General features: G+C 72.9%; 15 protein-coding genes, 1 pseudogene and 1 other annotated feature. Of the genes and pseudogenes, 10 read left to right on the top strand and 6 right to left on the bottom strand.

Translation table 11 applies throughout. The annotated features are described in order from the left end of the window. Positions 1-127 precede the first annotated feature (127 nt). Positions 128-1,077 (bottom strand): annotated as a pseudogene (locus tag M8330_RS19530) (IS3 family transposase); the annotation flags it as partial. Then, positions 644-778, bottom strand: a sequence feature (AL1L pseudoknot). It overlaps the preceding pseudogene by 135 nt. Before the next feature lie 919 nt (positions 1,078-1,996). Here M8330_RS19530 and M8330_RS19525 point away from each other — a divergent pair. Continuing rightward, positions 1,997-2,326 carry a (R)-mandelonitrile lyase gene (locus M8330_RS19525; RefSeq protein ID WP_250828690.1) on the top strand — a complete coding sequence of 110 codons (330 nt, stop codon included), beginning with the start codon at positions 1,997-1,999 and terminating at the stop codon, positions 2,324-2,326. A 143-nt stretch (positions 2,327-2,469) separates the two neighbouring features. On the opposite strand, the gene M8330_RS19520 is transcribed toward M8330_RS19525, so the two are convergent. Continuing rightward, entirely contained in the window at positions 2,470-3,048 is a 579-nt protein-coding gene (locus tag M8330_RS19520; RefSeq protein WP_250828689.1) for a sugar O-acetyltransferase, read from the bottom strand. A 14-nt stretch (positions 3,049-3,062) separates the two neighbouring features. Further along, positions 3,063-3,917, bottom strand: a complete 855-nt coding sequence (locus M8330_RS19515) for an aldo/keto reductase (protein ID WP_250828688.1) — start codon at positions 3,915-3,917, stop codon at positions 3,063-3,065. A 127-nt stretch (positions 3,918-4,044) separates the two neighbouring features. Between M8330_RS19515 and M8330_RS19510 the strand changes: the two genes are divergently transcribed. Then, the gene (locus tag M8330_RS19510; protein ID WP_250828687.1) at positions 4,045-4,761 is read left to right on the top strand and encodes a SanA/YdcF family protein; all 717 of its coding nucleotides are present in this window, start codon (positions 4,045-4,047) and stop codon (positions 4,759-4,761) included. Between the two features lie 6 nt (positions 4,762-4,767). On the opposite strand, the gene M8330_RS19505 is transcribed toward M8330_RS19510, so the two are convergent. Continuing rightward, entirely contained in the window at positions 4,768-6,033 is a 1,266-nt protein-coding gene (locus M8330_RS19505; RefSeq protein WP_250828686.1) for a PQQ-dependent sugar dehydrogenase, read from the bottom strand. A gap of 427 nt (positions 6,034-6,460) precedes the next feature. Between M8330_RS19505 and M8330_RS19500 the strand changes: the two genes are divergently transcribed. Beyond that, positions 6,461-7,210, top strand: a complete 750-nt coding sequence (locus M8330_RS19500) for a pseudouridine synthase (RefSeq protein ID WP_250828685.1) — start codon at positions 6,461-6,463, stop codon at positions 7,208-7,210. Positions 7,211-7,224: 14 nt separating this feature from the next. On the opposite strand, the gene M8330_RS19495 is transcribed toward M8330_RS19500, so the two are convergent. Beyond that, positions 7,225-7,938 (bottom strand): FadR/GntR family transcriptional regulator, encoded by a 714-nt coding sequence (locus tag M8330_RS19495; RefSeq protein WP_250054811.1) that lies wholly within the window; start codon positions 7,936-7,938, stop codon positions 7,225-7,227. Between the two features lie 95 nt (positions 7,939-8,033). On the opposite strand from M8330_RS19495, the gene M8330_RS19490 reads away from it, so the two are divergent. From M8330_RS19490 to hutH, 7 genes are all read left to right on the top strand, one after another. Then, the gene (locus M8330_RS19490) at positions 8,034-8,588 is read left to right on the top strand and encodes a gluconokinase (protein ID WP_443689930.1); all 555 of its coding nucleotides are present in this window, start codon (positions 8,034-8,036) and stop codon (positions 8,586-8,588) included. Next, positions 8,588-10,006, top strand: coding sequence for a GntP family permease (locus M8330_RS19485; RefSeq protein WP_372490272.1), 1,419 nt, complete (start codon positions 8,588-8,590; stop codon positions 10,004-10,006). The genes M8330_RS19490 and M8330_RS19485 overlap by 1 nt, the downstream gene beginning before the upstream one ends. 131 nt (positions 10,007-10,137) lie before the next feature. Continuing rightward, the gene (locus M8330_RS19480; protein WP_250828684.1) at positions 10,138-11,031 is read left to right on the top strand and encodes an NAD-dependent epimerase/dehydratase family protein; all 894 of its coding nucleotides are present in this window, start codon (positions 10,138-10,140) and stop codon (positions 11,029-11,031) included. A 178-nt stretch (positions 11,032-11,209) separates the two neighbouring features. Continuing rightward, positions 11,210-11,548, top strand: coding sequence for a response regulator (locus M8330_RS19475; protein ID WP_250054816.1), 339 nt, complete (start codon positions 11,210-11,212; stop codon positions 11,546-11,548). Positions 11,549-11,607: 59 nt separating this feature from the next. Continuing rightward, complete coding sequence (locus tag M8330_RS19470) at positions 11,608-13,284, top strand: sensor histidine kinase (RefSeq protein ID WP_250828683.1); 1,677 nt, start codon at positions 11,608-11,610, stop codon at positions 13,282-13,284. A 139-nt stretch (positions 13,285-13,423) separates the two neighbouring features. Next, a complete protein-coding gene (locus M8330_RS19465; RefSeq protein WP_250828682.1) occupies positions 13,424-13,624 on the top strand; it encodes a hypothetical protein in 201 nt (66 codons plus the stop codon). A gap of 86 nt (positions 13,625-13,710) precedes the next feature. Then, positions 13,711-15,342 carry a histidine ammonia-lyase gene (gene hutH / locus M8330_RS19460; RefSeq protein ID WP_308196317.1) on the top strand — a complete coding sequence of 544 codons (1,632 nt, stop codon included), beginning with the start codon at positions 13,711-13,713 and terminating at the stop codon, positions 15,340-15,342. A gap of 21 nt (positions 15,343-15,363) precedes the next feature. Here the strand turns inward: hutH and M8330_RS19455 are convergent, their stop codons facing one another. Then, complete coding sequence (locus M8330_RS19455; protein ID WP_250828681.1) at positions 15,364-15,573, bottom strand: hypothetical protein; 210 nt, start codon at positions 15,571-15,573, stop codon at positions 15,364-15,366. Positions 15,574-15,610 lie beyond the last annotated feature (37 nt).

The raw sequence follows: 15,610 nt of genomic DNA, 5'->3' as shown, positions 1-15,610 counted from the left end.
ATGCCTCTGGAACTTCGGATGACCAGGCGACCGCCGCTTCGGCTGGATCGCTCGATCGGCGGCCTGCTGACGACGTACCACTCCACACCTCCATCACGAGGTGTTGCGACGACCAGTTGAATCCACCTTGAGCTCCGGCGTCGCTGTGGCAGCGGAGCCCTTCGAGGTTGGTGCCGCGTGACCACCGGGCCATCTCGATAGCGTCGAGGACCATCGTGGTGCGCATGTGCGAGGCGACGCGCCACCCTACGATCGTGCGGGAGAACGCGTCGATGATGAAGCACACGTAGGCGATGCCGGACCACGTCGGGACGTACGTCAGGTCAGTGACCCACAGCTGGTTCGGTGCGGTCGCGGTAAAGTCACGACCGACCAGGTCAGGATGCCGCGGCGCCCCATGCTCGGGATGGGTGGTGCGGACCCGCTTGGTGCGCCGCACGCCCTCGATGCCAGCGGCACGCATGAGCCGAGCGACCTGGTCGCGGCCGATGTCATGGCCGTGGCGGCGGGCGGCCTTCCAGACCTTGTGTGCCCCGTAGACGCGGTAGTTCTCCCGCCACAGCTGCTCGACTACCGGGCCCATCACGGCGTCACGTCGGGCTCTGGCCGAGGGCTGCCGCTGCTTGAACTCGTAGTAGCTGCTGGGGGCCACCTGCAGCACGGCGCAGATGAGCTCGACCCCCAGACGCCTGCCAGCGACCACGTCGTCGCGGTTGGCGTCGATGAAGGCGGCTACTTCTTGTGCTGGCGGTCGAGCTCCGCCCCGAAGAAAGACGCTGCGCGCTTCAGGATTTCGTTGGCCCGGCGGAGCTCCCGGTTTTCCTGTTCGAGGGCCTTCAGTCGCTCGGCGTCCGAGGTGGTGGTGCCGGGCTGGTGGCCCTCGTCGATGTCGGCCTGGCGGACCCACAAGCGCACCGATTCGGTGCCGTAACCGAGCTGGCTTGCCACGCGCTGGACGGTGCCGTGCTCGGTGCCCAGTTCGGCACGCAGAGTCTTGACCATCCGCACCGCGGCGGCCTTCTCCTCAGGGCTGTAGCGACGCGTGGTCGGCTTCCCCGGGCTGCTGTCCTTCGGCATGAGTACATCCTCGTTTCCAAACGAAGGAGACTCCAACCAACCCAGGGCGACTCAGTCGGTACCGACCACGAGGGTCTGCTGTACGGATTGGTGACATGGTTTGGCGCGCCGCCTGAGGTCGATCGTCATGCCCGCCGTTCTCGTGCCCTATCTGTGCCCGCGGTCTGGGCATTCGCGTGTTCGTGCTGGTGCCCGGCGGGGGAGTCGGGGTCTGCAAATCCGTCGGGATGCTCCCTGTTCAAGTCGTGGCTGTCGCCAGCCGGAGACGGGCTCGCGACGGACAATGCCCCGGGGGTACGGGCTCCCTCTGCGTTGTCCGACGGCACCCGGTCGAAGCCGGCTGTGCCGGGCGCCGTGTGCCCGACCGGTGCCCTGGGCGCCGCGCTCGCTGGTGCAACGACGGAGCCCACGGATTCCGGTGGAGCGTTCGCGACTGCTCTCGGCCCGGAAGAGCAGGTCCGCGCGTCGCTCTTCGGGTGGTCCCCGTCGGGCGGGTTCGCGGCCACCCCGACGGCCTCGGTCGGCCGAGGGTCCCGGCATCCAAGTGACACGTTTGCGACACGTTTCCCGCAGAGACGACACGATTCGCCGCTCTTTGTAGCAACGTGCCGCGCTCCGAGGTCTCGCGTTGCGCCAGGTCAGACGTCCTGTTGCTCCTTCACAAGTCGGACCGAGCCGGTTTGTATCACCCCTCGACAGGTGAATAGGTCGTCGGTTCGATTCCGACAGGCGGCTCCACCAGACAGCCCCTGACCTGCAGCGATGCAGGCAGGGGCTGTTGGCTTTGCGCGGCACTCGCCGCACGTGCCGGGTTCTGCTGGAACCCCGACGTGCCCACCCTGTTTGCCGGGCGACGCGCGAGGTGTCCTGGTGGTGTGGCGGCCCGTCCGGGCCGCCGAGCAGCACCAGGAGGATCACCTTGAAGTACACGCAGAGCGGCGGTCAGACCTTCCCCGGCCCGGCCGACTGGTTCACCGGCACGGTCCAGGTCGACGGCGTCCGCAACCCCGACGAGCAGTCGGCCGTGAGGTGTGCCCACGTCCGGTTCTCGCCCGGTGCCCGCACCGCGTGGCACCACCACCCCCTGGGCCAGACTCTCTACGTCACCGACGGCATCGGCCTCGTCGCCACCCGTGACGGTGGCGTGCAGGAGATCCGCCCGGGCGACGTCGTCTACATCGAGCCGGGCGAGGAACACTGGCACGGTGCCACGGCGTCCCGCTTCATGGCGCACGTGGCGATCCAGTAGGCCGACGAGAACGGTCAGGTCGTCACCTGGCTCGACCACGTCACCGACGAGGAGTACGGGGCCTGAGCCCCGCTCCTCCGGAAGCGCTGCGACCGGCACCCGAGGGGGTGCCGGTCGCTGCCTCTCCGGAGGTCGAGCTGTCGTCAGAGGGTGCGCACGACCCGTGCCGGTGACCCGACGACGACGCTGCCGGCCGGCACGTCCCGGATGACCACGGACCCGGCCCCCACGACGGCGTCCTCACCGATGGTGACGCCGGGGAGGATCGTGGCGTTCGCGCCGATCCACACGTTGCGGCCAATCGTCACGGCGTCCGGCACGAGGTCGGAGGGGCGGGCGGGGTCCAGGCCGTGGTTGAGGGTGGCGATGACGACGTTGTGCCCGATGAGGCAGTCGTCGCCGATGCGGATGCCGCCCTGGTCCTGGAAGTGGCACCCGGAGTTCACGAACACACGCTCGCCGAGGTGGAGGTTGCGGCCGAAGTCGGAGTGCAGGGGCGGGAAGACAGTCACGGACGCGGGGACGTCCGCGCCGACGAGCCGGCTGAGCAGCGCCCGCACCTCGTCCGGCTCGTGGTAGCTGCCGTTCAGCTCGGCGGTCACCCTCATCGCCTCCTGGCTGGCGCGGTGCATGGCCGCGTGCAGGGGCGAGTCGCCGGTGACGGTGCTGCCGGCGTCCAGGGCCGCCAGCAGCACGTCAAGACCGGGGATGCCGTCGTCCATCGGGTCAGGCTGCGTCACTTGCCGCTGTAGACGGGGAAGAAGCTGTTCTCGCCGTAGTCGGCGAAGCGGAGGTCGCTCAGCACCTTCATGTCCGCCTCGGAGATCTCGAAGTCGATCTCGGCGTTGGACCGCATGTGCTCGGGGTTGGCGGTCTTGGGCAGCGCCACGGTGCCGCGCTGGACGACGTAGCGGATGCAGAGCTGCGGCACGGAGACGCCCAGGCGCGCGGCGATCTCGCCGACCTCGGCGCGCTCGAGGATCTCGCCGTGGGCGATGGGGGAGTAGGCCTCGACGAGGATGCCCTGGCTCTCGCAGTAGTCGATGAGCGCGTCGGGGGTGTTGCCGATGTGGGCGAGCAGCTGGTTGACGTGCGGCTTCACCGTGGCGGTGGCCAGGATGTTCTCGACGTCCTTCTGCTCGAAGTTGGACACGCCGATCGCGCGGACCTTGCCGGCGGCCAGGGCCTCCTCGAGCGCCTTCCAGGCCTGCTGGTTGCCCTCGGCGTAGTCGCCGCCGCGGTAGTCGGCCCACGGCTGGGGGCTGTGGATGAGGAAGAGGTCGACGTAGTCGAGCCCCATCGTCTCCAGGGAGCCGTCGATGGCGGCGACGGCCTCGTCGTAGGACTTGATCTCCGCGGCGAGCTTCGTGGACACGAAGATCTCGTCGCGGGCCACGTCGCTGGTGCGCACGCCCTCGCCGACGCCGCGCTCGTTGCCGTAGGCCTGGGCGGTGTCGATGTTGCGGTAGCCCGCGGCCAGCGCCTGGCGCACGGCCTCGGCGGCGTCCGCGTCGTCGATGAACCAGGTGCCCAGCCCGAGCTTCGGGATGGTGACGTCGTTGCTGAGGGTGAAGGTCTCGTTGAAGGTCATGGCACCAGGGGACGTCGGATCGCGACCGCGCGGCAGGGCGGGCTCTTCCGGGGTTGTCGCAGACCCCCTCTCCGGTCTGGGGTGGCCCGGCAGGATGGAGGGACCGTCCCCGTTGCAGAGGAGCCTCGTGCCGCCGTCCCCCGACCAGTCGCCCGACCGGTCGCCTGCCCCCACTCAGGACGCCGGCCGCCGGCGTCCGTGGTGGTCGCGCGTGCTCCTGGGCGCCACGGTGGGCGCGCCGGTGCTGCTGGTCGGGCTGGTGGCGGCCGCCAACGCCGTGGTCCTGCACCGCACGGACGGCCTCGTCACGGCCGAGGCAGAGGACGTCACGCCCAGCCAGGTCGCGATCGTGCCCGGCTCCCGGGTGCTCCCGGACGGGACCCTGGGCGACGTGGTGGCAGCGCGCGTCGCGGGTGCGGTCGAGCTGTACGCGGCGGGGCTGGTCGACGCCGTCCTCGTCTCCGGTGACAACCGCGAGATCTACTACAACGAGCCCGAGGCCATGCGGCGCGCCGTGCTCGAATCAGGCGTGCCGCCACAGGACGTCTTCACCGACTACGCCGGCACGAACACCTGGGCCACGATGCGCCGGGCCGCGGAGGTGTTCGAGGTGCGCAGCGCGGTCGTGGTCTCCCAGGACCTCTACCTCCCGCGCACGGTCGACCTCGGGCTGGCGGCCGGCATCGACGTGCAGGGCTTCGCCGTCGACCAGGAGGGCCGCGCCCGCGGCGGCCGGGAGACGCTCGCCCGGCTGAGCGGCCTGTTCCAGGCCACGGTGCGGCCCGACGTCCTGCTGGGCCCCACGATCCCGATCACCGGGGACGGCCGCGACTCCTGGGCGTGAGCAGCATCAGGCGGGTGTGAGCCTCAACAGCCTGCCGGAGCCTTCGTCCTCCAGCAGCCAGATGGCGCCGTCGGGGGCCTCGGCGACGGCGCGGACCCGCTGCCCGTCGAGGTCGAACACGTCGACGTCGCCGGCGTCCGCCCCTTCGAGGTCGACGCGGACGAGCGCCTCGCCGGAGAGGGCGCCGAGGAACGCGTCGCCCTGCCAGTCGGGGAACATCTCGCCGTCGTAGACCATCAGGCTGCCTGGCGAGATGCTCGGGTCCCACGACACCACAGGTGCGACGAACCCGTCGCCGGGCGTGTGGTCGGGGATGTCCTCGCCGCCGTACTGGCTGCCGTTCGACGCCTCGGGCCAGCCGTAGTTGCCGCCGGCCTCGACCAGGTTCAGCTCGTCGCCGCCCTCCGGGCCCATCTCCGAGGACCACAGCCGTCCGTCGGGCGCGAACGCCAGCCCGAGCGGGTTGCGGTGGCCCCACGTGAAGATCTCGGCGCTCACGCCGCCCTCGTCGGCCAGGGGGTTGCCGGGTGCGGGGTCCCCGTCGAGCGTGAGGCGCACGATCGTGCCGAGCGTGTTGGTGGTGTCCTGCGCCGGGTCCTGGAGCTGGCGCTCGCCGGAGGAGACGTAGAGCTCCTGCCCGTTCGGCGAGAACGCGAGGCGGTGGCCGAAGTGGCCAGTGCCGGAGACCTTCGGGGTCTGGCGCCACACGACCTCGAGGTCCTCGAGAGCCGCGCCGTCGCGGTAGGTGGCGAGCGTCGCCCGACCGACCGCGGCGCCCACGCCGCCGTCCCCGGCCTCCGCCCAGCTGAGGTACACGACCGCGTCGTCGGCGAACGTCGGGCCGGGGACGACGTCGCCCAGACCGCCCTGGCCGTCGTCCACGACCTCGGGCACGCCGGACACCTCCACGACCTCGCCGCTCTCCTGGTCGCGCAGGTGCAGCGACCCGCTGCGCTCACCCACCAGCAGCTGGTCGGTGCCCGGGAGGAACGCCAGCGACCACGGCTCCGCGAACGTGCCGAGCTCCTGCACGACGAACGGACCGGAGACGCGACCCGCCACCGTCGAGCCCTCGACGGTCACCGACGGCACGCCCGCCCCCTCGGCGGACGAGGCGGTGGACCGTGACGAGGAGGCGCCGTCCCCGCAGGCCACCAGCAGGGCGGAGGTCAGCGCGAGGCCGGCGGCAGCGGCTGCGGCCCGGGGCGGGCGTCGGGGCAGGCATCGGGGCAGGCATCGGGGCCGGGGGCGGACGGCGTCCTGCTCGTGCATCGGGGGCTCCTCGCTCGTGCTGCCGGCGGCCTGGCGCCGCGGGCGGCTACGACGAGCCAACCGCGTCCAGCTCACAGCCGGATCAGGGTGACTGCTCGAGGCGGGGTGCAGGGTCACCCGCACGGACGAGCCGCTGCGGGTGGACCAGCGGGCGCGAACCGGTGGAAACATCCGTTTCACGGCCGCGCCGCCTCCGCCCGGACCCTCACGCAGCTTGTCCCGAGCGGGGGTGGTGGCCGTCCAGTCCCTACCCTGGGCCGGTGCCCCGCTCACCGCTCCCGCCCCGGCACGGGCTCCAAGCGGCCTGGCTGGTCACGCCGCACGCCGACCCGCAGCGTCCAGTCCGTGGCGGACGATCGGTGAGTGGCTCCGGGACGCCGTCGACGACCGCGTTGACGTCGAGGCCCTGCTGGCGGCGGGCCGTTTCGTGGGCTCCGACGGCCGGCCGATCGACGAGCAGCAGCGCTACAAGCCGCAGGTCTTCGTCTTCTTCCACCGCGACCTGCGCGAGGAGCCCGTGGTGCCCGGCGAGCTGCGGGTGGTGCACCGCGACGAGCGGATCGTCGTGCTCGACAAGCCCGCGTTCCTCTCCACCGTGCCGCGCGGCAACCACGTGCTCCAGAGCCTCGTCGTGCGGGCCCGGGAGATGCTCGACCTGCCCGATCTCACCACGATGCATCGGCTCGACCGGGTCACCTCGGGGCTCGTGCTGTGCACGACGGGCACCGAGCACCGGGCCGCCTACCAGTCGATGTTCGCCGCCGGCACGGTGCGCAAGACCTACCGGGCCCTCGCGCCCTACCGACCCGAGCTCGAGACTCCGACGACGGTGCGCAACCACATCGCCTCGATCCCGCGCACCGGGCTGGCGCAGGTCGTGCCCGGCGCACCGGTCAACGCCGAGACGCTGGTCGAGCTCGAGGAGCGCCGCGGCGACCTCGCGGTCTACCGGCTCAGCCCCCGCACGGGCCGCACGCACCAGCTGCGGCTGCACCTGCGCGACCTCGGCGCCCCGATCGTCGACGACCCCCTCTACCCGGTCGACCGGCACGTCGACATCGACGACTTCTCCGAGCCGCTCCAGCTGCTCGCGGCCGAGCTCGCGTTCACCGACCCGGTCGACGGCAGCGCGCGGCACTACCTCAGCGAGCGGACGCTCCCGCTGCCGCCCGCCTAGCCGGGCGGCAGGCCTCAGTCGGCCGAGAGCTGCGCGACCAGCGCGTCCGTGGCCTCGGTGATGATCGCGGTCATCGCCTGCTGGGCCGCGGTGGCGTCCCCGTCGCGCACCGCCCTGGCGACGTCCTCGTGCAGGCGGACCGCGTCGGGGTTGGGCCGTGAGGGCATGAGGTCGTGCTCGGTGCGTCCGGCCAGCAGCTCGCCGACGACGTCCGCGAGCGCCGCGAGCATCTCGTTGCCGGACGCCTCCAGCAGCGTGCGGTGGAAGACGGTGTCGGCCACCAGGTAGTCGTCGAGCCGCTGCGCGCGACCGTGCACGGCCATGTCGTGGACGGCGCCGGCGAGGGCGGCGACCTGCTCCGCCGTGGCGCGCTCCGCGGCGAGCGCGGCCGCGACCGGTTCGAACCCGCGGCGCAGCTCCGAGAGCGAGGCGAGCTGCGCGGCGCGTCCGCTGCCGGCCAGGCGCCAGCGGATCACCCGCGGGTCGAAGACGCTCCAGCCGGACGACGGGCGCACGGTGATCCCGACCCGGCGCCGGGACTCCACCAGGCCGAGGTGCTGCAGCACCCGCACGACCTCCCGGGCCATCGAGACCGAGATGTCGTGGCTGCGGGAGATCCCCTCGAGCGTGAGGACGGAGCCGGCGGCCAGCTCGCCGCTGACGACAGCGGCGCCGACGGCGTCCAGGACGCTCGCGTGCAGCGCTCCGCTCGCGGGTCGGGACTCCATGCCGCTCATCCTCCCACCTGCGCAGATCTCGAATGATCCGACTAATAAGTGATCCAGGTTGCAAAGATCCTATGATTAGGCGCACACTCTCCGGCGTGACCACGACCACAGCACCCGAGGGCGGCCCGGCCGACGCGAGCGTCGGACCCGTCGTCGTCATGGGCATCTCCGGCTCCGGCAAGTCCACCGTGGGCGCCGCCCTGGCGCAGCGCCTCGGGGTCCCGTTCGCCGACGGCGACGACTTCCACCCGCCCGCCAACATCGCCAAGATGTCGGCCGGCCAGGCGCTGGACGACGACGACCGCGCGCCGTGGCTGGACGCGCTGGCCTCGTGGCTCGCCGAGCACGGCCAGGGCTGCGTCCTCTCCTGCTCGGCCCTCAAGCGTGTCTACCGGGACAGGCTCCGTGCAGACGCCCCGGACCTCGCGCTGCTGCACCTCGACGGCCCCGTCGAGGTCATCCGTGAGCGGCAGGCCACCCGGCCCGGCCACTTCATGCCGGCCACCCTGCTCGCCTCCCAGGTCGCCACGCTCGAGCCGCTCGCGGCCGACGAGCGTGGCATCGTCCTCGACGTCAGCACCGACGTCGACACCATCGTCGCCCGCGCGGCCGCCGCGCTGGTCGACCAAGCACCACTGGAGTCCCGTTGATCCCCCTCGTCGCCGCGGCACCGCTGCCGCTGGACATCACGCTCGTCGAGCCCGTCACCTCCGGTGGCCGCCTCGTCGGTGCGGCCCTCGTCGCCATCGCCGCGATCGTCCTGCTCATCACCGTCGCGAAGCTGCACCCGTTCCTCGCGCTGGTCATCGGCGCGATCACGGTGGGCGTCGGCGCCGGTCAGCCCCTCATCTCCACGAGCGCGACGCCCGAGGGCGCCGTCCCCGTCCTCACCTCGTTCGCGACCGGGTTCGGCTCGACCGCGGCGGGCGTCGGCGTCCTCATCGCCCTCGGCGCCATGTTCGCGAAGCTGCTGGCCGACACCGGCGGTGCCGACCAGATCGTCGACACCATCGTCGGCCTCGCCACCCCGCGCACCCTGCCGTGGGCGATGGCGCTCGTGGGCGCGGTCATCGGCCTCCCGATGTTCTTCGAGATCGGCCTCGTGCTGCTGATGCCCGTCATCTACCTGGTGGCGCGCCGCTCCGGGCAGTCGCTCATCACCATCGGCATCCCGACCCTGGCCGGCCTCTCCGCGATGCACGGACTCGTCCCGCCCCACCCCGGCCCGCTGACCGCCATCGGCAACCTCGGTGCCGACCTCGGCACCACGCTCATCCTCGGCGTGATCGTGGCCGTCCCGACGATCGTCGTCGCCGGTCCTCTGTTCGGCACGCTGGCCGGTCGCTGGGTCGTCGTCCCCGCGCCCGAGCGATTCGACGCCGCCGACCGCGAGGGCTCGCGCCCCGCCTTCGGCACCACGATGCTCACCGTCCTGCTGCCGGTGGTGCTGATGATGGGCAAGGCGGTCGTCGACATCGCCGTGGACGACGACACGGCACCGCTGCGCCAGACCTTCGACGTCCTCGGGACGCCCGTGGTCGCCCTGCTGCTCGCCACGCTCCTGGGGATGCTGCTGCTCGGTCGCGGCGCTGGCATGTCGGTGCGTGAGGTCTCGGCCTCGATCGAGTCCTCGCTGCCCGGCATCGCCGGGATCATCCTCATCGTCGCCGCCGGTGGTGCGTTCAAGCAGGTCCTCGTGGACACCGGCATCGGGACGCTGCTGGCCGACTGGGCCGCCGGCGCCGGGATCTCCGTGCTGCTGCTGGCCTGGGTCCTGGCGGTGCTGATCCGCCTGGCCACCGGCTCCGCCACCGTCGCCACCATCACGGCCTCCGCGCTCATGCTCGGCCTCGTCGCCGACCTGCCCACGGCCGAGGTCTCGCTCGTCGTCCTCGCCGTCGGTGCCGGCTCGGTGTTCCTCAGCCACGTCAACGACGCCGGCTTCTGGCTGGTCAAGGAGTACTTCGGGCTCGACATCGGCCAGACCTTCAAGACCTGGTCGCTGATGGAGACCGTCCTCTCCGTCTCCGGGCTCGTCTTCGTGCTGCTGCTCGGCCTCGTCGTCTGACCCGAGGCCGTCCGCGACCGGCGGGCCGGCCACGGGGAGCGCTCGGGCTCCCGGTGGCCGACCCGCCGCGTCTACCGGCTCCGCCTCGTGCGGGGGGTGCCTCGCGGCACGGGGCCGGGTAGACAGGACCGATGCGCATCTTCCTCACCGGCGGCAGCGGCAAGGCCGGCCGCCACGTGGCCCCGTACCTGGCCTCGCTCGGCCACCAGGTCACCAACGCCGACCTGGTGCCGCTCGGGCACCCCGACGTCGCCGATCTGCGGGTCGACCTCACCGACGCCGGCGCCACGTACTCGGCCATGGCCGGGCTGGCCACGTTCGCCGAGCTCGACCTGCCCGAGGCGCCGCGGTACGACGCCGTCGTCCACCTGGCGGCGGTGCCCCGCATCCTGCTCACCGACGACGCCTCCACCTACGCCACCAACGTGCTCTCCACCTTCCACGTGCTCGAGGCGGCCACGCGGCTGGGCGTCGACAAGGTCGTCTACGCCTCCTCGGAGACCACCTACGGCATCTGCTTCGCCCAGGGCGAGCGCAAGCCGCTCTACGTGCCGGTCGACGAGGAGCACCCGACGGTGCCGGAGGACGCCTACGCGACCTCGAAGGTCGCCGGCGAGGTGACGGCGCGCTCCTTCCAGGCCCGCACCGGCGCGGACGTGTACGGCCTGCGGATCAACAACGTGATCGAGCCGCACGAGTACGCCGAGATGTTCCCGGCCTTCGTCGAGGACCCGGCCCTGCGGCGGCGCAACCTGTTCGCCTACATCGACGTGCGGGACCTGGGTCGGATGGTCGAGCGGTGCCTCGAGGTCGACGGCCTGGGGCACGAGGTCTTCAACGTCGCCAACGCCGACACCTCGGTCGCCATCAGCTCCGCCGAGGTGGTCGAGCGTTTCTACGCCGGCGTCGAGGTGCGGCGGGAGCTGGGGGAGCGGGAGACCTTCTACTCGATCGAGAAGGCGCGAGCGATGCTCGGGTTCGAGCCCGTGCACTCCTGGCGCGAGGAGCTGGACGGGCAGGCCTGAGAGGCCCGGGAGGCCCACCGACAGGGTCGGTCGGTGGGGGTGGCGTGCAGGTCCTCACGCTGGCGTGAAGGTCCTGTGCAGACCCTTGGTGGGGCACGTGCCCGCTGCCGACGATGATCTCGAGCCGCCGGCACCGCCGGACCGGCGCCTCGCGCCCAGGTCAGGAGCAGGAGAGCCCGTGTCACCCACCGTGCTGGTCGTCGACGACGACAGCGACTTCCGCGCCCTCGTGCGCCTGCGCCTCGAGGCCCTCGGCCTGCGCGTCGTGGAGGCCGAGACGGGGCGCGACGCACTCCTGAGCGTCACTCCGGACGAGGTGCCCGACCTGATCATCGCCGACCTGTGGATGCCCGGCATCGACGGCCGCGAGGTGCGCGACCACCTGTCCTTCACCCACCCCGAGGTGCCGGTCTGCGTGTGGTCGTCGCTGCCGCGCACCGGGCCGGACGTCGAGGCCAAGGGCCTGGAGTCCCTGTCCCGCATCGTCGCGAGGCACTGCGGCACCGGCACGCCCTGACGACAGGCCGGTCCGCCAGGTGCTCGCGCAGGTCGTCCCGATGGTCCAGGCTTGGCCCCATGACGGGTGATGCGAGCGCCACGGTGCTCGAGCCCGAGCGGCTCGGTCCGCTGGCCCGCCCGGCCGTGGTGCTGGCGCTGCTCACGGCGCTGCTCGGCGTCGTCGCGCTGATCGGCTGGGCGGTGGACTCCCCGGTCCTCACCCGTGTGCTGCCGGGCCTGGTCGCGATGCAGCCCTCGACCGCGGCCGACTTCGTGCTCCTGGGCCTGGGCACGGCCGTGATGCAGTCCCGCGTGCTGCCCAGCCGTCGCGCGGCGAGCATGGTCGCGCTGGTCGCGGTCGCCCTCGTGCTGGTGATCGCCGGCGCCGGCCTGGTCACCGAGACCCAGCAGGTCGACTACCCCTTCACGTTCCTGGCGGACATGAGCCAGAACGGTGGCCGCATGTCGGGCATCACCGCCGTCGGTCACCTGACCCTCACGGTGTCGCTGCTCTGCCTCGTCCTGCGACGGCCGGAGGTGGCCCACGGCACCGCGGTCGCCGGTGTGGCCATCGGCCTCATGGGCCTCTCGGGCTACGCGTTCGGCCCCTCCGACCTCTACGGCGTCGGCTACTTCCAGACCCTCGCGCTGCACACCGCGCTCGGCATCACCACGCTCGGCCTGGCCCTCGTCATGGCCACCGGCAACGTCGGCCTGGTGCGGCTCGCCCGCTCGCGGACGACGGGCGGGCGGCTGGTCCGCACGCTGCTGCCCGCCGTCGTCCTCGTGCCCCTGGCCACCGGGTGGCTGGGCGTGCGGGCGATGCGCGAGGGCGCAGGGCCGGGCTTCGTCGTGGCGTGCCTGGTGACCGGCGTCGCCCTGTTCAGCGGGGCCATGGTCTGGGCGGCCGGCGCGCAGCTGCGGCAGGCGGACGTGCGCCGGGCCGAGGCCGAGCGCGACCGGCACGAGGCGGAGGTCGCCCGTGCCGAGGCCCAGCTGGCGCTCGAGCAGCTCGCGGCCGCCGACGAGGAGCTCCGCATCGCCAACCGCGACCTGCGGGACTTCACCTCCGCCACCGTCCACGACCTGCGCGGCCCGCTCAGCGCCATCCAGCTCGGCTCCCAGATGCTGGAGCTGACGAGCTCGGAGGAGACCCGCGCCAAGGTCGAGGAACGCATCCGCACCGCCGTGGCCCGCGGCATGGCGCTCGTCGACGACCTGCTCGACCTCCAGCAGGTCGGCACCGTGGACCCGGAGAGCACCGACCTGGACGTGGTGGCGATGGTCTCCGCGCACGCCACCACCGTCTCCGACCAGACCGGCCGGGCCGTGCACCTCGACCTGGTCGGTGCGGACGACGTCACCGGCGTCCACGCCGACGAGCAGCTCGTGCGGCGACTGGTCGGCAACCTCGTGGAGAACGCGGTGAAGTACACCCCCGGCGACGACGCCGTGGACCTCGCTCTGCGCACCAGCACCCGCGAGGAGATGGTCGAGGTGCGCATCGCCGACCGCGGGGTGCCGATCGCCGAGGAGGAGCGGGAGACGGTCTTCGAGATCTTCCGCCGCGGCACCGAGGGTGCCCGGGTGGCGCCCGGCACCGGCGTCGGCCTCGCCATCTGCCGGCGCATCGTGGAGCGGCACGGCGGCGAGATCCACATCCAGGACGAGGCGGGCTGGTCGAAGTCCTTCGCGTTCACCCTGCCGTGCGCCGGCGGTGTCGAGCCCGGTGCGGAGGTCGCCCCCACCGCGTGACGCGGAGCACGCCCGCGCGGGTGTGGTGCCAGCACGACCGTCTGACGGGACGTTCCGCGAAAGCCCCCCAAGGTAAAGAGATCTCTGCCAGTGTCGGTCTCGTGACCTCCCCCCACCGTCACGGTTCCCCACCTCGGCCGTGCCCATCCGTGCCCTCGCCGTGCTGCTGATGGTCGGCGGCGCCCTGCTCCTCCTGGCCGCCGCGGTCTTCGTGCTGGACCCCGGGCAGGCGACCGGCGGCCAGCACCGCGCCCTCCTCGTCCTCGTCGCCGGCCTGCCGCTGGCCCACGGCCTGCTCGTCCTCGGCGGAGTGATGAGGGCAGAGGCCCGACGCCGCTGACGCACCCTCACAGCACGTCTCGCATCCGAGACACATGCCGGGTGCGGCCCGTGGTGGCCGGTCCCGGCCGGGCGTGCAATGGAGGCGTGCAGACCTCCACCACCTCCACCGGCTCCTCCGCCCCGTCGCCGCGCGACACCACCGACGCCACCGACGCCTCCAGGCCGCCGCAGGTCGAGGTCGGCACGGGCCCGGTGACCCCCGAGCAGCTCGTGGCGGTGGCACGGCACGGGGCCGGCGTCCGCCTCTCGCAGGAGTGCCTGGAGTCCGTCGACGCCTCCCGCGCCGTGATCGAGCGGCTGGCGGACGCCGAGCGGCCCGCCTACGGCGTCTCCACCGGGTTCGGCGCCCTGGCCACCACCCACATCCCCCGCGAGCAGCGGGCCCGGCTCCAGCGCTCGCTGGTCCGCTCGCACGCGGCCGGCTCCGGCCCCGAGGTCGAGCGCGAGGTGACGCGCGGGCTGATGCTGCTGCGCCTGTCCACCCTGGCCACCGGCCGCACCGGCGTCCGCCGCGAGACCGCCCTGCTGCTCGCCGGCCTGCTCGAGCACGGCATCACCCCCGTCGTCCGGGAGCACGGGTCGCTGGGCTGCTCCGGCGACCTCGCGCCCCTCTCCCACGTGGCGCTCGCCCTCATCGGCGAGGGCGAGGTGCGGGACGCCGGCGGGCGGCTGCTGCCCGCGGCGCAGGCCCTGGCCGAGGCCGGGCTGGCCCCGGTCGAGCTCGCTGAGAAGGAGGGCCTGGCGCTCATCAACGGCACCGACGGGATGCTCGGCATGCTCCTGCTCGCCCTCCACGACCTGCGTCTGCTCCTGCGCACGGCGGACGTGGCGGCGGCGATGAGCGTCGAGGGACTGCTCGGCACCGACCGGGTCTTCGCCGCCGAGCTCCAGGCGATCCGCCCGCACCCCGGGCAGGCCGCCTCGGCGGCGAACCTGCGGGCGGTGCTCGCCGACTCCGGCGTCGTCGCCTCCCACCGCGGCGAGGACTGCACCCGCGTGCAGGACGCCTACTCGCTGCGCTGCGCGCCCCAGGTGCACGGCGCCGCCCGCGACACGCTCGACCACGCGGCCACGGTGGCCGCGCGCGAGCTGGCCTCGGCCGTGGACAACCCGGTCGTGGTCGAGCTCGACGGCGAGCTGCGGGTGGAGTCCAACGGCAACTTCCACGGTGCGCCGGTGGCCTACGTCCTGGACTTCCTCGCGATCGCCGCCGCCGACGTCGCCTCGATGAGCGAGCGCCGCTCCGACCGGTTCCTCGACACCGCCCGCAACCACGGGCTGCCGCCGTTCCTGGCGGAGGACCCGGGGGTCGACTCGGGACTGATGATCGCGCAGTACACGCAGGCGTCCATCGTCTCCGAGCTCAAGCGGCTCGCCGCCCCGGCCTCGGTGGACTCCATCCCGTCGTCGGCGATGCAGGAGGACCACGTCTCCATGGGTTGGGGCGCGGCCCGCAAGCTGCGCCGCGCCGTCGACGGCCTCGCCCGCGTCGTCGCGATCGAGCTCCTCACCGCCGCCCGAGCCCTGGAGCTGCGGGCGCCGGCCGGCCGGCCCAGCCCGGCGAGCGTCGCCGTCATCGACGCGCTGCGCGCCGGCGGGGTCGGCGGCCCGGGGGAGGACCGGTGGCTCTCCCCCGAGATCGAGGCCGCCGTCGTCCTCGTGCGCTCGGGCGCGGTGCTCGAGGCCGCGGAGGGCGTGCTCGGCCCGCTGGCCTGAGCGGCCCCGGTCGCGCGGGCGTCAGCGCGGGTGCACCGTCCAGGGCTGCTTCGGCTTCGCCTGCTTCTCAACGCGCGGGCGGGTGTCGTCGCCGGCGTCCAGCACGGCTCGGACGACGGGCAGCGGCTGCCCCATCGCCTCGGCGATCGCGGCGTCGGTGAGGGGCGCTGCTGCGTCCTCGCGGGCGAGCATCCGGTCCACGGCGGCCCAGACGGCGTCGGCGAAGTCCATGGGCGCAGCGTAGGCGTGACGGTCGGCTGAGCCCGGC

Source organism: Nocardioides bruguierae, from assembly GCF_023656415.1.
Classification (GTDB): domain Bacteria; phylum Actinomycetota; class Actinomycetes; order Propionibacteriales; family Nocardioidaceae; genus Nocardioides; species Nocardioides bruguierae.
Note: the sequence above shows the minus strand (reverse complement) of the source record. Positions and strands in the feature narration are given on the sequence as shown.

Excerpts from the sequence above, each read along its gene's own strand:
- M8330_RS19520 (WP_250828689.1), bottom strand. The coding sequence starts at position 3,048 with ATGGACGACGGCATCCCCGGTCTTGACGTGCTGCTGGCGGCCCTGGAC.
- M8330_RS19515 (WP_250828688.1), bottom strand. The coding sequence starts at position 3,917 with ATGACCTTCAACGAGACCTTCACCCTCAGCAACGACGTCACCATCCCG.
- M8330_RS19505 (WP_250828686.1), bottom strand. The coding sequence starts at position 6,033 with ATGCACGAGCAGGACGCCGTCCGCCCCCGGCCCCGATGCCTGCCCCGA.
- M8330_RS19495 (WP_250054811.1), bottom strand. The coding sequence starts at position 7,938 with ATGGAGTCCCGACCCGCGAGCGGAGCGCTGCACGCGAGCGTCCTGGAC.
- M8330_RS19480 (WP_250828684.1), top strand. The coding sequence starts at position 10,138 with ATGCGCATCTTCCTCACCGGCGGCAGCGGCAAGGCCGGCCGCCACGTG.
- M8330_RS19470 (WP_250828683.1), top strand. The coding sequence starts at position 11,608 with ATGACGGGTGATGCGAGCGCCACGGTGCTCGAGCCCGAGCGGCTCGGT.
- M8330_RS19455 (WP_250828681.1), bottom strand. The coding sequence starts at position 15,573 with ATGGACTTCGCCGACGCCGTCTGGGCCGCCGTGGACCGGATGCTCGCC.